Annotated in this window: 20 protein-coding genes; 13 read left to right on the top strand and 7 right to left on the bottom strand. The window is 40.8% G+C overall.

Annotated elements, in window-relative coordinates; all coding sequences use genetic code 11:
• Window positions 1-9: 9 nt before the first annotated feature.
• The 12 genes from GARC_RS00460 to GARC_RS00515 all read left to right on the top strand — a co-directional run bounded on the left by GARC_RS00460 (window position 10) and on the right by GARC_RS00515 (window position 10665).
• Window positions 10-255, top strand: coding sequence for an acyl carrier protein (locus GARC_RS00460; protein WP_007615539.1), 246 nt, complete (start codon window positions 10-12; stop codon window positions 253-255).
• A 69-nt stretch (window positions 256-324) separates the two neighbouring features.
• The gene (locus tag GARC_RS00465) at window positions 325-1665 is read left to right on the top strand and encodes an AMP-binding protein (protein WP_007615540.1); all 1341 of its coding nucleotides are present in this window, start codon (window positions 325-327) and stop codon (window positions 1663-1665) included.
• Window positions 1658-2008, top strand: coding sequence for an ApeI family dehydratase (locus GARC_RS00470; RefSeq protein ID WP_007615542.1), 351 nt, complete (start codon window positions 1658-1660; stop codon window positions 2006-2008). The genes GARC_RS00465 and GARC_RS00470 overlap by 8 nt, the downstream gene beginning before the upstream one ends.
• Window positions 2005-2751 carry a glycosyltransferase family 2 protein gene (locus GARC_RS00475; RefSeq protein ID WP_007615545.1) on the top strand — a complete coding sequence of 249 codons (747 nt, stop codon included), beginning with the start codon at window positions 2005-2007 and terminating at the stop codon, window positions 2749-2751. The genes GARC_RS00470 and GARC_RS00475 overlap by 4 nt, the downstream gene beginning before the upstream one ends.
• Window positions 2748-3728, top strand: a complete 981-nt coding sequence (locus GARC_RS00480; RefSeq protein WP_007615547.1) for an LpxL/LpxP family acyltransferase — start codon at window positions 2748-2750, stop codon at window positions 3726-3728. The genes GARC_RS00475 and GARC_RS00480 overlap by 4 nt, the downstream gene beginning before the upstream one ends.
• Before the next feature lie 110 nt (window positions 3729-3838).
• On the top strand, window positions 3839-5389 hold the full coding sequence (locus tag GARC_RS00485) for an HAL/PAL/TAL family ammonia-lyase (protein WP_007615549.1): 1551 nt from the start codon (window positions 3839-3841) through the stop codon (window positions 5387-5389).
• Entirely contained in the window at window positions 5379-5810 is a 432-nt protein-coding gene (locus GARC_RS00490) for an acyl-CoA thioesterase (protein ID WP_007615551.1), read from the top strand. The genes GARC_RS00485 and GARC_RS00490 overlap by 11 nt, the downstream gene beginning before the upstream one ends.
• 2 nt (window positions 5811-5812) lie before the next feature.
• A complete protein-coding gene (locus GARC_RS00495; protein WP_007615553.1) occupies window positions 5813-7057 on the top strand; it encodes an NAD(P)/FAD-dependent oxidoreductase in 1245 nt (414 codons plus the stop codon).
• Between the two features lie 3 nt (window positions 7058-7060).
• Entirely contained in the window at window positions 7061-8263 is a 1203-nt protein-coding gene (locus tag GARC_RS00500; protein WP_007615554.1) for a beta-ketoacyl-[acyl-carrier-protein] synthase family protein, read from the top strand.
• Window positions 8256-8717: an ApeP family dehydratase gene (locus tag GARC_RS00505; RefSeq protein ID WP_007615555.1), complete on the top strand. Its 462-nt coding sequence runs from the start codon at window positions 8256-8258 to the stop codon at window positions 8715-8717. Before GARC_RS00500 ends, GARC_RS00505 begins: the two co-directional genes overlap by 8 nt.
• A complete protein-coding gene (locus tag GARC_RS00510; RefSeq protein WP_007615556.1) occupies window positions 8714-9439 on the top strand; it encodes a 3-ketoacyl-ACP reductase FabG2 in 726 nt (241 codons plus the stop codon). Before GARC_RS00505 ends, GARC_RS00510 begins: the two co-directional genes overlap by 4 nt.
• Window positions 9439-10665, top strand: a complete 1227-nt coding sequence (locus tag GARC_RS00515; RefSeq protein WP_007615557.1) for a beta-ketoacyl-ACP synthase — start codon at window positions 9439-9441, stop codon at window positions 10663-10665. The genes GARC_RS00510 and GARC_RS00515 overlap by 1 nt, the downstream gene beginning before the upstream one ends.
• Window positions 10666-10769: 104 nt before the next feature.
• Here the strand turns inward: GARC_RS00515 and bamE are convergent, their stop codons facing one another.
• The 5 genes from bamE to GARC_RS00540 form a co-directional block, all read right to left on the bottom strand.
• Complete coding sequence (gene bamE, locus GARC_RS00520) at window positions 10770-11354, bottom strand: outer membrane protein assembly factor BamE domain-containing protein (RefSeq protein WP_007615558.1); 585 nt, start codon at window positions 11352-11354, stop codon at window positions 10770-10772.
• Window positions 11355-11436: 82 nt separating this feature from the next.
• Window positions 11437-12456 carry a BtrH N-terminal domain-containing protein gene (locus tag GARC_RS00525; RefSeq protein WP_007615559.1) on the bottom strand — a complete coding sequence of 340 codons (1020 nt, stop codon included), beginning with the start codon at window positions 12454-12456 and terminating at the stop codon, window positions 11437-11439.
• On the bottom strand, window positions 12453-12857 hold the full coding sequence (locus GARC_RS00530; RefSeq protein ID WP_007615560.1) for a hypothetical protein: 405 nt from the start codon (window positions 12855-12857) through the stop codon (window positions 12453-12455). Before GARC_RS00530 ends, GARC_RS00525 begins: the two co-directional genes overlap by 4 nt.
• Before the next feature lie 4 nt (window positions 12858-12861).
• On the bottom strand, window positions 12862-14007 hold the full coding sequence (locus GARC_RS00535; protein WP_007615562.1) for a beta-ketoacyl-ACP synthase III: 1146 nt from the start codon (window positions 14005-14007) through the stop codon (window positions 12862-12864).
• 7 nt (window positions 14008-14014) lie between these two features.
• Window positions 14015-14929 carry a hypothetical protein gene (locus GARC_RS00540; protein WP_007615564.1) on the bottom strand — a complete coding sequence of 305 codons (915 nt, stop codon included), beginning with the start codon at window positions 14927-14929 and terminating at the stop codon, window positions 14015-14017.
• A gap of 87 nt (window positions 14930-15016) precedes the next feature.
• Here GARC_RS00540 and GARC_RS25750 point away from each other — a divergent pair, with 87 nt between their 5' ends.
• Window positions 15017-15499 carry a DUF2141 domain-containing protein gene (locus GARC_RS25750; RefSeq protein WP_007615566.1) on the top strand — a complete coding sequence of 161 codons (483 nt, stop codon included), beginning with the start codon at window positions 15017-15019 and terminating at the stop codon, window positions 15497-15499.
• Window positions 15500-15538: 39 nt separating this feature from the next.
• Here GARC_RS25750 and GARC_RS00550 read toward each other — a convergent pair whose 3' ends face one another.
• Window positions 15539-16135 carry a hypothetical protein gene (locus GARC_RS00550; RefSeq protein WP_007615568.1) on the bottom strand — a complete coding sequence of 199 codons (597 nt, stop codon included), beginning with the start codon at window positions 16133-16135 and terminating at the stop codon, window positions 15539-15541.
• Window positions 16132-17259 (bottom strand): beta-ketoacyl synthase N-terminal-like domain-containing protein, encoded by a 1128-nt coding sequence (locus GARC_RS00555; RefSeq protein ID WP_007615570.1) that lies wholly within the window; start codon window positions 17257-17259, stop codon window positions 16132-16134. The genes GARC_RS00550 and GARC_RS00555 overlap by 4 nt, the downstream gene beginning before the upstream one ends.
• Window position 17260 lies beyond the last annotated feature (1 nt).

The following is a 17260-nucleotide window of genomic DNA, read 5'->3' on the forward strand; positions in this document are numbered from 1 at the left end:
TCAAAAAAGATGAATAAAGAACAAATTTTATCAATGGTGAAAACTATATTAGTCAATGAATTTGAAATTGACGAAGCGGATATAACACCTGAAACCAACATATATGAAGAACTCGATATTGATAGTATTGATGTCGTTGATCTTGTTGTGCGCCTAAGAGCAGAAACTGGGCGTTCGATTGAGCCTGACAATTTTAAACAAGTTAGAACTATAGATGATCTGTTAGATGCGTTAGATAAAGTCATAAACAATTGATCCCCCGCTATCCGCACTCAATTTCCTTGTGAAGTAAATACAATCACAGCGCACGCTTAAAGACAGTAAATGCAAATGGACTTAAAAAGTTATCCTCTCGCTCCCGAAAAAATTAAATTTGTCGATGGGCGACAAAACAGCGCTCAATGGTTAAACATTGTCGCCGGTTACCATCACTTATTATTAACGTCACCTTCTAAAACTTGGTTATTGTTTGAATCTGACACTTTTATGTTTTCCGCCATGTTTTACGCATTGTTATCCGCTGGAAAATCCGTTGTTTTACCTCAGAACGCCCAGCCAGAGCACATTCGTGAAATAAAAATGCGGGTGCAGGCCAGTATTGGTTCAGCAGATATTGACCCTGATATAGTCACACAACACACTTGGCCTAGTCAGCACCCTGTAAGTCTGGACATCAAGAGTGATGCTGAAGTGACTTTTTTTACGTCTGGCTCAACCGGACAAGCGAAAGCCATAGTAAAGAAATTTAGCCAACTTCAAATAGAAATCTCATGCCTTGAAACTAACTTTGGCGTGACTGTGAAAAATAGTGTTATTTTGTCGACTGTTTCTCATCAACATATTTATGGTTTGTTATTTAAGGTTCTTTGGCCGATTGCTATGGGACATGCTTTTGTATGCCAAGCATTTGAATACCCTGAACATATTGTCAATAAAATAACAGAAGACGATTTTGACTCTGTCACCTTAATCGCCAGCCCTGCTCACTTGCATCGTTTATGCATGGATAATCCCTTATTACCAGTAAAACAGCATATTCACTGTGTTTTTTCTTCAGGTGGGCCATTAGATGCGGATAAAAATATCCAATTACAACAAGAGTTAGGGTGTCGCCTAATTGAAGTCTACGGTAGTACTGAAACAGGTGGAATTGGCTGGCGTCAGCGCGACTCAATCAGCGATGACATCTGGCACACTTTTACAGGTGTCAGTGTTGGTCACCAACACAATACTGAATTGTTATTATTGTCATCACCTTATATTACCCAGGAGCAATTTCACGGAGATGACAGAATAGAGCTGCTCAGTGATCAGCAGTTTCGGTTATTGGGACGGGCTGATGATATAGTTAAAATTGAAGAAAAACGTATTTCTCTGAATGAAGTGCAAATGCGCTGCAAACAACATCAATATGTACAAGATGTTTGTGTGTTAGTCATAGGCTCCAAACGTAAACATTTGGCCGCCGTTATTGAACTAAATAGCCTAGGTAAAGAGGTCAAGGACACTATGCCTTTATATTTGTTTAACCGTTTATTCAGAAGTTATTTAGCCCAATGGTTTGAAGCTGTGACATTACCAAAAAAATTTAGATATCCGTTACAATTACCTTATAATACCCAAGGGAAGTTAAACCGACAGGCCATGGAGTCCGATTTTGAGTAATTATGTACATCATGGCGAGCTGTTGTCAGTTGTAAAGGAAGATAGTTCAGTTTTATTAGAACTAAAAATCCCAGCTAACTTGTATTATTTTCAAGGCCATTTTCCTGGCGCTCCAGTGTTACCTGGCGTGGTGTTGATTCACTGGGTTGTGGAATACGCTAGTGAATATTTTGACGTCGACCCCAGTAAATTTCAGTCATTTAACGGACTTAAATTTCAAATTATTGTTGGTCCCGGATATACCCTCAAACTCAAATTAGATCAAATCAACCCTAATAAATATACCTTTAGCTATAACTCAGAACATGGGAAACATGCTTCAGGTAAGGTGTTGTTTGTGTGAAACAACATTATTGTTTTGTTATTCCCAATTACAACCACTCTCAGGCTGTTGCCACTACTATTGAAGCATTGCAACAATATGCTATTCCAATTATTTTGATAGACGATGGCAGTGATCTTAAAACCCAAACCTTGCTCGAACAACTTGCTGCACAATATCAGAATCTAACTCTGTTTAGGCGTACGGTTAATGGTGGTAAGGGAGCCGCAGTAAAAACTGGATTGAGCTTGGCTTATGAAATGGGTATGAGTCATGGAGTGCAAATTGATGCCGATGGCCAACATAATTTGGCTGATATTGAGGTTTTATTAAATGAATCAAAGAGTCATCCCAATGCCATGATAAGTGGCAGGCCTGTGTATGATGATAGTATTTCCAAAGGCCGATATTATGGCCGCTATATCACTCATGTCTGGGTGTATATTGAAACCTTGTCGCTATCAATCAAAGACTCAATGTGTGGTTTTCGTGTTTACCCTTTATCAGCCTGTATGACGCTTATGGGAAAATCGTCTTTGGGAAATAGGATGGATTTTGATATTGAAATCATGGTGCGACTGTTTTGGCAAAAGGTTCCCATTCGGTTTATCCCAACTAAGGTACTCTATCCACCCGATGGTGTGTCTCATTTTAACGTTTGGAAAGATAATTGGCTTATTTCAAAAATGCATACTAGGTTGTTCTTCGGCATGTTAGTCCGTCTTCCTGTTTTACTTTATTCAAAATTCAGGGGGGCTCAGTGAGTCAACAAGCACATTGGTCAACTATTAAAGAGCGTGGCAGCTTGTTAGGCATTCGTTGTTTAGTCACTATTTATAAAGTGTTTGGCAAAGGTTTTTTCAAAGTCTGCTTTTTCCCGGTGATGTTGTATTTTTATCTCACTGGCGGGCAAGCCCGTCGCGGGATCCTCAAATATTGGCGTAATATTGAACACGCTCGTCATGAACTCCCATGTAATGGTTTAAAATTACATTTCCATGGTTTTAAGGTTTTTTTGACTTTTGGTTGGGCAATTGTTGATAAGTTCGATGCTTGGTTGGGCAAAATTCACTTAGCGGATCTTGACATAGTTGATCCACAGACTTATGCCGAGCTGACTAGTGGTGGCGGCTGTGTCATTCTCAGTACTCATCTTGGCAATATGGAAATATGCCGTGCTATTTTCAGCACAGGCGCCAATAAAAAGAAATTGAATGTCATTACCTACAATGCTCATGCTCAATCTTTTAATGATTTTTTAGAACGTATCAATCCTGAAGCGGGCATTAATTTTATTCACATCGACAATTTTGGACCTGACGATACGATCAAGCTTAAACAAAAAATAGAAGACGGTGAAGCTGTAGTGATTTTTGCTGACCGCACTTCGGTCACTAATCCTAATAGTGTGGAGTTTGTGCCATTTTTAACAGAGCCCGCACCTATAGCCATTGGTCCATTTGCCTTAGCAACTATTATGGATTGCCCTGTATATTTTATGACTTGCCTGAAAAATTCAGACACGGATCGATATCAGGTACACCTTGAAAATTTTGCACAACCGCTCAAAGTAAAACGTAAAGAACGGCAAGCTTATTTTAAGCAATTAATATGTAAATATGCAGACAGGTTGAGTTACTACTGTTTACAAGCACCTTATCAGTGGAATAACTTCTTTGACTTCTGGCGAGGCAATGAAACCCAAGTGGACACAAATTCCACAAAAGATAACAATCAGTGAACTTTAATCGACCTTAAAATATTTGAATATATAGGCCGATATTAGCACTAGTGTATAAATAATTGGGATGCAGTGTCTCCCTATAAATAGAGAATAATTGGAGTAACTAGATGGGTTCAGGGTTGAAAAAGGTGAGCTTTGGCGCTCAAAGAATAAGCATAGAAGATATAGTTCGCATTGCCCACCAAGGCACCCCTGTTGAGTTATCTACTGACTCCTTGTTTACTAAAAAAGTTGATGAAGGAGTGCGTTTTCTAGATCAATTGCTCAGGGAAGAAGGCCACATTTACGGCGTCACCACAGGTTATGGCGATTCTTGTACAGTTGAAGTGCCGCATTCTCTAATAGATGAATTGCCCATACACTTAACGCGTTTTCATGGTTGTGGTTTGGGTGAATACTTTACTCAGGAAAAGGGCCGTGCCATTTTGGCGGTGCGTTTAGTGTCTTTGTCTCAAGGTTATTCGGGAGTGAGTTGGGATCTTTTAAACTTGCTGGTGGATATGTTAAACAAGCAGATCATTCCTGTCATACCCGAAGAAGGATCAGTTGGAGCCAGCGGTGATTTAACACCCTTATCATATGTGGCGGGCGCATTAATTGGCGAACGAGACGTTTATTACAATGACAGTATTATGCCAAGTGCTGAGGCGTTTAAACAAGCTAGTTTGAAACCTATTAAATTACGGCCTAAAGAAGGGTTGGCAATAATGAATGGTACGGCTGTCATGACAGCGCTAGCTTGCCTAGCTTTTGAACGTGCTGAATATTTAAGCAAGTTAATGGCCAGGATCACCGCATTATCTAGCCTAGCCTTAAAAGGCAACAGTAACCATTTTGATGACATTCTGTTTAGTGTGAAACCCCATCCTGGACAAAATCAAATTGCCGCTTGGATCCAGAACGACCTTAACCACCATTCTCATCCGCGTAATTCGCAGCGTTTGCAGGACCGTTATTCAATACGCTGTGCGCCACATATTATTGGGGTTTTACAAGATAGCTTGCCTTGGCTTAGGACCTTTATTGAAAACGAATTGAACAGTGCCAATGACAATCCGATAGTGGACGGTATAGGTGAACACGTATTACATGGTGGCCACTTTTATGGCGGCCATATTGCCATGGCAATGGATTCCATGAAAAACTGTGTGGCCAATTTAGCCGATTTGGCCGATCGTCAGATTGCGACTATGGTAGACGTGAAAATGAATCATGGTTTGCCATCTAATCTGTCGGGAGCCAAAGGTGAACGCCGTTATATCAACCACGGTTTTAAAGCTATTCAAATTGGCTGTTCAGCCTGGACCGCTGAAGCATTAAAATTAACTATGCCGGCCAGTGTGTTTTCTAGATCAACCGAATGTCACAATCAAGATAAAGTGAGCATGGGCACTATAGCCGCTAGAGATTGTTTACGAGTTTTACAATTAACGGAACAAGTCGCTGCGGCCACATTATTAGCCGCAGTACAAGGCATATGGCTAAGAGTTGAAATGGGCGAACTGGAGAAAAGTTCTCTCACTAAAGACGTCAGTATGATGTTGGATGATATTGGCAGTTTCTTTACATTGATCGATGAAGACAGGCCTACAGACAAATTGTTGCGAGAAACCATAGGTTATATCCAGCAAAAAAGATGGGATTTGTATGAAAGCTAAAGCCTTACTCAGTGCGACTACCGAGTTAGAAGTACAGTTTTTTGATGTGGATTCGATGCGTGTTGTATGGCACGGTAATTACGTTAAATACCTTGAAGTTGCGCGCTGTGAATTACTCAAGTTATTTGATTACAATTATTTGCAAATGGAAGCCTCTGGTTACATGTGGCCAATTGTTGATATGCGTATTAAATATGTCGCTTCAGCTAAGTTGAGTGAATGGATCACTATTGAGGCTAGTTTAGTTGAATACCAGACTCGAATAAAAATTGATTATATTGTGCGAGACAAAACGACTCAGAAAATTTTAACCAAAGCCCATACAATACAGGTGGCAGTGGAGATGTCTACGGGTGAAATGTCTTTTAACACCCCCCAATGTTTGCTTGATAAATTGGCCCCGTTTCTAGATAAGGAATAAATATGAGCAAGTCTGAAGTTTGTGATGTTGTCATTATTGGTGCAGGCCCGGCTGGTGCAATAGCTGCTTCAATGCTGGCTCAGGATGGCTGGAATACTGTAGTGGTGGAACGTGAAAACTTCCCACGCTTCTCTATAGGTGAAAGTCTACTGCCTCATTGCATGGAATTTGTTAAACAAGCGGGCATGTTAGATGCATTGAACGCTAACGCTGAAAAATTAGATTTTCAATTTAAGAATGGTGCCGCTTTTTATCGTAAAGGTGAGCGTTCTGAATTTAATTTTGAAAATAAATTTTCTGATGGACCAGGTACTACTTTTCAAGTTAAGCGTGCTGCATTTGATAAGTTATTAGCCGATGAAGCCAGTAAGTTGGGAGCCGATATTCGATATCAGCAAAGCGTCGAAGAGGTAGTTACCCATGAAGAAGGGGCGACATTAAAAATAACGACAGCAGACGATAGCTACCATTTAAAAACCCGATTTGTACTTGATGCCAGTGGATTTGGGCGAGTATTACCCCGTTTGTTAGACCTAAATGTGCCTAGCGACCTGCCGCCACGTAAAGCCGTATTTACCCACTTTAAAGACAATATTAAAGCTGATGCCAATTTTGATAGAAATAAAATACTGATTACGGTTCATCCAGAAATTGAAGATGTGTGGTATTGGTTGATCCCCTTTTCAGATGGCACCTCTAGTCTAGGTGTGGTCGCACGCCCCGAGTTGTTTAATGATGAACAAACACTGGAAGAGCAGTTGTGGGCCTTTATTCATCAAGATGACAATTTAAGTGAATTGTTTGAACAGGCCGAAATAACGCAACCTGCAAGAATGATAGGCGGCTATTCCTCCAATGTTAAATCCCTATATGGCCCTAGCTTTGCCTTACTTGGCAATGCCGGTGAATTTCTCGATCCGGTGTTTTCTTCAGGAGTGACAATAGCCATGCGTTCGGCGGTTACTGCGGCTCAGTTGGTGACTCGTGAACTTAAGGGAGAACAGGTGGATTGGCAAATTGAATATGCAGATAGCTTGAAAAAAGGCATAGATGTATTTAAGACTTTTGTTACTTCTTGGTATGACACCAGCTTTCAAAATGTGGTTTTTTTCCAATCAGAAGATACCGAAATTAAACCTATGATCACTTCTATATTGGCCGGTTATGCTTGGGATGAAAGCAATCCCTTTGTAAAAAGTTCCCGTCGCGGCATGCGTATGTTAGCTAAGTTATGTGAAGCAGATTAAATCATGAAGCAACACCAGAATGCTCCGGTAGGTAAAATTTATATTAATGACTTTGGTTTAATTAACGCCTTAGGAGATAACCTTAAAGATATCAGCCTTAATTTATTTACCGAGTCACAACAGGGATTTGTGAAGCGTGATGATATTTTGCCAGAAGCCACTGTATTTGTGGCTCAGGTGGCAAGTCAGTTACCTGAGTTAGACGCTTATCCGCTGCATTTTCAGAGCCGTAATAATCAATTGGCATTGCAGGCTTATCAACAAATAGCTGCCACTGTAGAGTCATTTAAACAAAAATATTCAGAGCACAGACTTGGAGTTATTTTAGGTACCAGTACTTCTGGGATCGCCCAAGGTGAATGGGCAATGGCGGCGAAACAACAATCGGGACAATTTCCTGAAGAATATGATTATCGGGTACAAGAAATGTCTAACGTGGCTGAGTTTATCAGTCTAGTTGCTGGCTTGTCAGGTGTGAGTATGACCATTTCTACCGCCTGTTCTTCTAGTGCCAAAACCTTTATTACCGCCAGCGAGTTAATTCGCACAGGTGTTATTGATGCCGCTATAGTGGGAGGTGTTGATTCTTTATGTGCTATGACAGTGAATGGTTTTAGCGCCCTAGAGTCAACGTCATCGGGCATATGTAAACCATCAAGTGTCAATCGGGACGGTATTAATATTGGCGAAGGCGCCGCTTTAGCTGTAATCAGTGCTGACAAATCCGATTTATGTTTATTAGCTGGTGGCGAATCCAGTGATGCTCACCATATGTCAGCCCCTCATCCTGAAGGGCGTGGGGCCATTGATGCTATGCAGCAAGCGCTAAATAAGGCGCAATTGTCTCATCAACAAATTGATTATATCAACTTACATGGTACCGCCACTCCTAAAAATGACTCAATGGAAGCAATAGCCGTTGCTGAACTTTTTCCTCATCAACCTTTTGTTAGCTCCAGTAAAGGCAGCATTGGGCATACATTAGGCGCAGCAGGGGCCACAGAAATTGGCTTTTGTTGTTTGGTTTTGCGGCAACAAAAATTGGCACCTCATGTGTCAGACAATATGATTGACCCAGAATTACCTTTGCTTAATTGGGTTAAAAACTGCACAGATAATAAAAGTGAAATTCATTATTGTTTGAGTAACTCTTTTGCTTTTGGTGGCAATAATGTAAGTCTAATTGTAGGACGTGAATATGAATGATTATCCAATAGAGTTGGTTCTGCCCCACGCACATCCGATGATATTAGTGGATAAATTAGTAGATTACACTGCAACATCATCTGCATGTACGGTGCAAATTGCTGAGAACAGTAATTTTTATAATCCGCTGCGCAAAAGTGTGCCCTCATATGTTGGTATTGAGTACATGGCGCAAACAATAGCGGCCTACGCCAATGCCTTAAAATTAGATAATGACGATAAAGTCAGTTTAGGTTTTTTAGTGAGTGCCCGTAATTATATTACCCAAGTTAGGGAGTTCACTTTAGGCACTGAGTTACTCATTCAGGTGGAGTTGTTATTTAAAGAAGCCAATGGCCTGAGTGTGTTTGATTGCAATATAAAACAAGATCAACAGATAGTGGTTGAAGCAAAAATCAATGTTTTTGAGCCAGATGAGCCAGAGTTATATTTGCAGGAGCAAACAGAAAAATGAATAGAAGAGTATTAGTCACAGGTTCAAGTAAAGGTATAGGTAAAGCCATTGCCTTGCGATTGGCACGAGAAGGCTTTGATATTACCGTGCATTGTCGTAATGATGCCGCAGGGGCCGAACACACTGTTGCCGCCATTAAAGATCTGGGCGTAAATGCTTATTTTCTGCAATGTGATGTAGCTAATAGATCACAATGCAAAGAAATATTTGATGCAGACCTTGCAGAACATGGGTCGTATTACGGTATTGTTTGTAATGCTGGTGTAACACGTGATACCGCGTTTCCAGCCATGACTGGTGAAGAATGGGATAGTGTTATCCACACTAATTTAGACGGTATCTATAATGTGTTACATCCTTTGGTTATGCCTATGGTGAGTAAACGCAAAGGTGGTCGAATTGTCACTATGGCTTCGGTTTCTGGAGTAATTGGTAATCGTGGTCAAGTCAATTATAGTGCCTCTAAAGGTGGAGTTATTGCTGCTACTAAGGCGTTATCCTTAGAATTAGCCAAGCGTAAAATTACAGTCAATTGTGTGGCGCCAGGGTTAATTGATACAGGGATGACAGATGATCTTCCTATGGATGAAATTATTAAAATGATCCCCCTTAAACGCGTCGGGCAAGTGGATGAAGTTGCCGCAACAGTCGCGTTTTTAATGTCTGATGACGCTTCCTATATCACTAGACAAGTTATTTCAGTCAATGGTGGGATGGCCTAATGAAACGAGTGGTAGTAACAGGTATGGGGGTGATTTCAGCCTTTGGCGACAATTGGACTGAATTTGAGAGCCATCTACGTAGCAATAAAAACGCTGTAGTCCATATGCCAAAGTGGCAGGATGTCAAAGGGTTGCATTGCAATTTAGCGGCGCCAGTAACCGACTTTGTGAAACCCAGTCATTATACCCGTAAAATGACCCGTTCTATGGGACGCGTGTCTGTGATGGCGACTAGAGCCACAGAGTTTGCCTTAGAACAGAGCCAACTACTTAATAGTGAGACCTTGACCAATGGTGATACGGGAATTTCCTATGGATCTTCTATCGGTTCTACCCCACCAATAGTTGCTTTTGGAGACTTATTAAAAAACAACGATATGTCTGGCATTACAGCAACCAGTTATATTCAAATGATGAATCATACTACCGCTGTGAATATAGGGGTGTTTTTTGGGGTAAAGGGGCGAATTCATACTACTAGTTCTGCTTGTACCTCTAGTTCTCAAGGCATAGGTTATGCTTATGAAGCTATAAAGTATGGTAAACAAAAAGTCATGATTGCCGGTGGTGCCGAGGAGTTATGTATTTCTGCGGTGGCTGTTTTTGACACCTTGTTTGCTACCAGCACCCTAAATAATCAACCTCATTTGACGCCACGTCCTTTCGATCGTGATCGTGATGGCTTAGTGATAGGCGAGGGCGCTGCCACTTTTATATTAGAAGACTATGAACATGCTGTTGCCAGAGGTGCCCCCATTTTGGCGGAAATAGTGGGTTTTGCCACCAACTCAGATGGCGTACATGTTACCCAACCACAATCTCAGACTATGGCTACGGCAATGGAATTGGCGCTACAAGATGCCAAACTTCCCGCCTCTGAGATTGGTTTTGTAAGCGCCCATGGTACAGCAACAGACAAAGGCGATATTGCTGAGACAACGGCCACTGAGTTAGTTATGGGGAAAAATAAACCCATCAGCTCACTTAAGAGCTATCTTGGTCATACCTTAGGGGCCTGTGGTGCGCTGGAGGCATGGGCTAGTATTGAAATGATGGACCGTCAATGGTTCGCACCCACGCTTCAATTAAACAATATTGATCCCCTGTGTGGTGAGTTGGACTACATTACAGGGGATGGTATGAATATTGACACTGAGTATGTTATGTCGAATAACTTTGCATTTGGTGGCATTAATACCTCGCTAATTTTTAAGCGATGGTCCTAACACTCTTAAATGACATTGACTGGTTAAGATGATATTGGCTGGTTTAAAAGTGCTAAGTCAGCGACTAAACAAACAGACACTTCACAGTGTCTGTTTTCATCGAATTAGCGAATTTGAGTCACAACACCTTTTTCATTAAAATCGATAGCCTTACGGGCCCATTTGTTCGACCAGTACATCCAAGTGTTACCGTCCAGTGAAGCGGTCGCATGGATAGGTGGTCTACCCATAGTAAATAATATACCTTCTTTAGTCATACCAACTTTAGGCTGCCCAGATTTAATGCCGTTCTGATCTGTCGGACTCAAGCTGGCCACTTTAGCTTTATTACAGTTGCTGCCGAAGTATTGTTTAAAGTTTTGTTCTAAGGATTGTCCCGCATTTTTTGTATGTTTATCCCACAAATAACGGTAAGTCATACCTTCATAAACAAACTCAATTTCCTTTTTACTTATATCTTCAATTTTTACTGTGGCACACATGGGTATCATGCTAGGTAACTGGTAATTTAGGGCGTAGAGTACTTTACGTTTTTTGTCAGGATGTAGATTAACTAGGGCAACCATAGTTGCATCCTCTTTGAATCCGCTTTTTTCTTCGGCGTTGACGACTAAAGAGTTGCCAATAGCCATAGTGCCAATAGCTAACATAATAGTCCGTAACGATATTGCTTTGATTGGTAACTTCATTTTTTAATCCTTTTAAAGTTTAATTAAGACGCTGACACCTTGCCTACTCCGGTAAACTAAAAGTGGAAAGGGCTAGGTGCCATCATTTAAATGCACTTAAGGATAACAATCTACTCTGGAGTTGTTTTTCCATTTCAGCACATTTTATCAAAACTGCACTTATATCTTGCAGTGAAATTGATTTCCTATCTTTACAAAATAATACTGCTTGAACTGCAAAAGCACGCCATTGGTCGCCGATTTCAGTGGTAAATTGTGATAATTCAAATAACTCTGAATCACCAGTTAACTTAGATGCTTCGTCTAAAAAACTGGCAAATATAAAACGAAATCCAGCTCCGCCCGTACCAATTTCTTCCTGCATTCGCACTATATGCCCTAAGTACAAACGTGCATATTTACTCGGTTTGTTTTCCAATTCAGATATTTTTTTGGCTAAATAACGAATGCCTTTAACACCAAAAAAGGGTACCCCTGGTACAGGTAAGCCATTCATCATTTTAGCGGTTTTTTTGAGACTTTTATAAATTTGTGGTGCCAAATCTATTTTTTCGGGAACCTTTCCGAGAATATACATCAATCCTTTAGGGGCTAAAGCACCTTTAGCAAATCGTGCACGTTGAAGACTCTCGGGAGAGCAAGTGACCACTTCTTCGAATACAGGATCACTAATGAGATAATCCCCCTGTGCATTTTTGCCATAAACGGTGAGGTTGTGGGCGTTAAAATGAAAACGCATATCTTCGGGAAAATAGGGTAACCAGTACACCGAGGTTTGCAGACCAACAATATGCCCTTCTTCCAAAGCTTGATCTAAGGCTTGCATTCCTTTTTGTGGATTAGAAAACTTACGAGTAATGAGTTCTATGTTGAGTTTTTTTGCCACAGTTTTGATGATAGTTTTAGGAGGCATACGATAGGCAATGAGGGGCAGGCCACCTATTTTAACGAATGGCAAATAGGCAAAGGTTAAAGCCGATGCTAAGCCAAAAGCCATAGGCTCGCTCATGGCAAAACCTTTACTGCTTAACATGTTGGCAACTACACCTGTTTCACAGTGAGAAGATTGCTGGTGGATCAGGTGATTGACTATTTCGCTCATGGATGTTCTGGAACTCTGGTTAGTTGTGCAATGGTGATAGAAAACGCAGCACTATAATTTTTGAGTTTTCGTTGACTTAAACGGCTAAATATATGAGGCAACAGATGGCGACGTATTTGCCATTGAAAGAAGCCGGTGCACTGGGCTAGAGCGCTAATATCGAAACGATGTTTACACATATGGTAGGCTAAGGAAGAGGCTTTGCCATCGTGATAGTCTTTAATCGCGGTTAAGGTTTGTTCATTGAGGTCATCCACAGCCATCTGAGTCGCAAAGTTTTCTACCTCCCAACCGCTGGATTGTATGCCAGTATAGTGACCACTATCATTGACAGCGTAGACTAATTTTTTATGGCCACTATAACTGGGGCTGTTATCTTGAGGAACCTGTTTGGCTTTCATTCACTTAAACCACTGTCAGTTGCATAAATGCACTGGAAAACCTTCCGCTTTCAGGTATGTAACATAACATTCGCTGCCCAGCTTTTAGTTGCTGTGATTTAAATAGCTCTTCAAGCATGATAAAAATTGATGCTGAGCCAGTATTACCTTTTTCACTTAAATTGGTAAACCATTTGCCATAGGGCAGTTCAAAGTCGATATTCACTAAAGATTGATAGACTTTTTCACGAAAGTAGTTCGATGAATAATGGGGTATAAAATAATCAAAGTCGTCGGTATTTAGCTGGCGTTTGGCAATAATACGTTTGAGGGTTTCTTCTACCGTAATACGCACTACATTGTCGTTTAACAAGCGCACATCTTGTTTAACTGACAGTATCGCTTGTTGTCCTCTTTCTTCGTTAGTGTAGCTTGTCCAGCTTTTAAGCTTGCCATCCACTTTTTCGGCACCTGCATACATACAGGCTTCTAATTCATTGGCGAAAGAAAACGAATCAATCCAGTCCAAACGTAAAGAGATACCGCTAGGGTTTGGTTGATCAGTCAGAAGCGCTGCGCCTGCACCGTCAGACAACATCCATCGTAAAAAATCTTTTTCAAAGGCCATTTCAGGGTGTTGTGCCAAGGAATCAACTTTATGTTGGCGTTCTGCCTCAAAATTACGGGCATGCATCACAGCTGACGCTAACTCGCTGGCCACCACCACACTTTTGGTACTTTCACCGGCCTTGATATTAAGGTAAGCATATTTAAGAGCCGTTACGCCGCATAAACATACACCTGATGTTGAAACAATTTCGCAAGGTGGATTATTGAGTTCGCCATGCACCATGGATGCATGGTTGGGCATAAGCTGATCGGGAATAGATGAAGAGGCCACTAACGTATCAATGTTTTGCATATCACTGTCTTTAACAAACAAAGCGCGTACAGCCTCAGCGGCTAAGGCTGCATTGGTGTAATTTTGTTCACCCGTTACCGGGTCGATAGCATAATAACGTTGTTTGATGCCATTGCTTCTGAGTATGACTGCGCGGGCACGTGACTTTACGCCTCCCACTTTACCCAAGATATCTTCCATTTCATTATTGTTGACTACAGCATTGGGCAGAGCAACGGACAAATTGTTGATGTAAACGTGTTTTGTCATTGATTAATTATTCTCCTGAGGGCTCTGCATAATATTTTTTTTGTGCAATTATTTTATCTCTTGTCAGTGGTGAGATGAGTTTTTTAATGAGTGCGCTGATAGGTACTACTGTCAGTATCAGGGTCAACAAAAAAATCACATAAATTATCAATCCAAATGCTCTACGTGTACTTTGTTGAGGGCCAATTTTGCGAAGTATTTTAGACCAGATACCAAAGCTATGATTGGCCATCCTCTCACTGGCAATTAATTTCTCGTTAATTGTGACTGCTGACAAACCCTTTAACATGCTTTGCTCTAACGGGGTTGCATCATGCTCTAGTCGATTTTTAATGGCAATACCAAAACGTTCTGCTTCTACGATATCTTGGTCTGCTATACCAGCTGCCGGTACCCAGGATAGGGGTTTTTTGTTGCCAGTTAACATCCACAATGGCGTCGCTAAAAAGCTAAAAAATGCACCGCAATCGTCGCTCAATACCACATTATCAAGCAATTTTGCTCGTAGTTGCTGTAGCTGAGCTTTGACTTTCTCCTGAGCCATCAGCCACATACCCCGACAACCTATTACAGTGACAACTGGGGTGTCGGCAAATAGTGATTTAGCTTGCGGACTTTGTAAAAATGATGCGATTGGCAAAGAAGGTGACAAAAACCAAACCTGATAAGACAAAATGATCAGGTCATATTGTTCATGTTTAGGATTGATAGGCTTTAAATCCACAGCTTGCATAGCAACAGTTTCAGGAAAGACCCTAAAAAACTGTAAGAATGGCCAAGGAAAGGGAAAAGGTTTAGTTGGTTCAACGCTAATAACTTCGAATTCTATCTGTTCACTTTGGATAATAGGTTGGCTGATAGATTGTAATATTCGGGAGAGTTGACCAGTTTGAGAGTAATTAATTGCTAGTACTTTACGCATAAATAGATGGCCAGTTTGTCCTTCAACAAGTTAGTCTTTAGTATACCTGTTAACTGTTACTTGTGAACCCTGAGACAAAGCGTGTAGATGAATAAATTGAATATAGTAGGTTTGTTAGTGGGATTTTTATACCCACTTTTGGTTGTACCCATTGTATTTTCAGCGACCTTGACGTTGCAAATCCAAGGTCATGAGAATAAATCAGGGCAACTCAATATCGCTATCTCCAAAGTCAAAGGTTTGTTGACTGATGAAGTACAATGGGATGACTTAGAGTCTGTGCGTAAATTGCTACAAGATATCGGCCCAGAGCATGCCCAACAAGCTACAGTTCAATTGATAATTGAGGATTTACCCATAGGTTTAATCTGTATTCGCTTATATTTGGATTTAAATAATAATCAACTACTGGAGCGTTCTTCTATTGGTATACCACTAGAACCAGTAGGGTTTAGCAATAATCCTTCGTTGTTTAGGGGAGAACCGACACCTCAAGATAGCTGTTTTTTGTTACAAGAAACGGCCAATGTTCAAATGGTTAAACTGAAGCAGCATAAAAAACGTAAATGAAAGTCTTAAATGGGTGTAGTTAACCCGAGCTCAGGTTCGTCATAAATTAACCTCAAGCACTACTGGTAAATCCATAGTTGAAAGTTCATCTATATACTTAAGGTTTGGCTGATAGGCATACTTGTTATGCTGTTCTTGAGTATCACCGAGCAATAGGGCATGACAAAAACGTTCTTGTTCGGTTTCTTGCCAAATAAGCAATATCACTGCCGCCTCTTTATCTGCGTTAAGCTCCAGAGAACTGAGCAATAAACTTTTAGTTAAAGCATCTTCATCGGCCCCTATAAATAAATTACTACCATCTATGGAAAACTCTTTAGCAATATAAAAATTTGCGGCATTACCTACTGTGGCCACAAAGTCTAGTGGGCGAATGGCTCGATTTTGTTTTAAGTCCAGTAACATTTGCTGAATGAGCTCGATGGAAAAATACTGAGCGCAACTTATCAAGGATAGTTTTTTATAAGCCTGGATCTCAGTGCCAAGCTCGGCCACAGCTGCTAACGCACATAAGGTAAAGTTATCTAAACGTCGCACCCCAAGGGCATATTTTTGTTTAACTTGCTGGCGTAAACTTTTATTGTCGAGGGCACGACTATGACTAAAATAAGCATAGTTGAATAAAGTCATTTTCATGATTGCACTGTCTCCAGTACGAGAGCCGCATTGTTGCCCCCAAATCCACAATGATTAACTAATACGTGTGCAAAGCTACTCATAGCATGATCGGCTGAAGCAAAAGGTAACATGATACTTTGAGCTTGTTCAGAAATGTAGTCAGCCACAGGGATTGTTGGTTTGGCCAGTAAATAATCCAATAATGCCAACTCTATTACTCCGCATGCTCCAAGTGTATGTCCTATAAAAGGCTTTAAAGCCATGATAGGAGGAGGGCTGTTGAAATAGCTGATGAGTGCATTGTACTCGGCAATGTCGTTGTTGTATGTGGCGGTACCATGTACTTTAACTAAGTCTATGTTGTTGGCGTTTAATCCAGATTTTTTAATGGCTTGGCTCATCACGGTGTTTATATGGCTGCCATCTTCGGCGGTCATGGTTAGGCTTGAGGTGTCACAAGCCGAATCACCTTCCATTAAACGATAATAATTTTTTTGTTGAGGTTGGGTTTTGGTGAGTAATAGGGCACCTATACCTTCTCCCAAAATCAGCCCCTGGCGATTTTCATGGAAGGCCAATAATTGCTCTGAACTAAGTAAATCTAAAGAATGGAAGCCTTTAGTGGTTAACTGATTATAAAATTCACAACCTATTACAATGACCTGCTGGATATTTGTCTGTTCTAGGAGTTTTTTCCCGTATAACACTGCATTAAGGCTGGCAGTACAGGCCGTATTAATCACCAGATGAAATGGGTGTAGTTTAAATTTTTGCTGCAAATATTGACTAAGTCGGTCTATTTTTGGTAATCCTAGCGCTTTATCTTCCGAAGGACGTAAGGTCCCTATATCTAAAGAAGTAGAGCCTAATAACAGCGCTGTCTGGGCAAGTTCTTCAGGCTTTAAGCCACTACTTTTAATGAGCTGTTTCACAACTGTAGTTAAGCTATTAAACAGCCGCGCTTCGCTGCTATCTAATGGCACTTGATCCATAGCAAAGAAACGAATATTTTGTTGTTCCTCATCGATGCTGGTGGCAAATTCTAGTTTGGTATTGGGCTCAGTAGTAAATCTAAGTGACTGATCTAAATAACTGTTGCCACAAGCGCTATGGCAGACACTGGAATGAATATACACTGCCATG

The sequence above is a fragment of the Paraglaciecola arctica BSs20135 genome, from assembly GCF_000314995.1.
Lineage (GTDB): Bacteria > Pseudomonadota > Gammaproteobacteria > Enterobacterales > Alteromonadaceae > Paraglaciecola > Paraglaciecola arctica.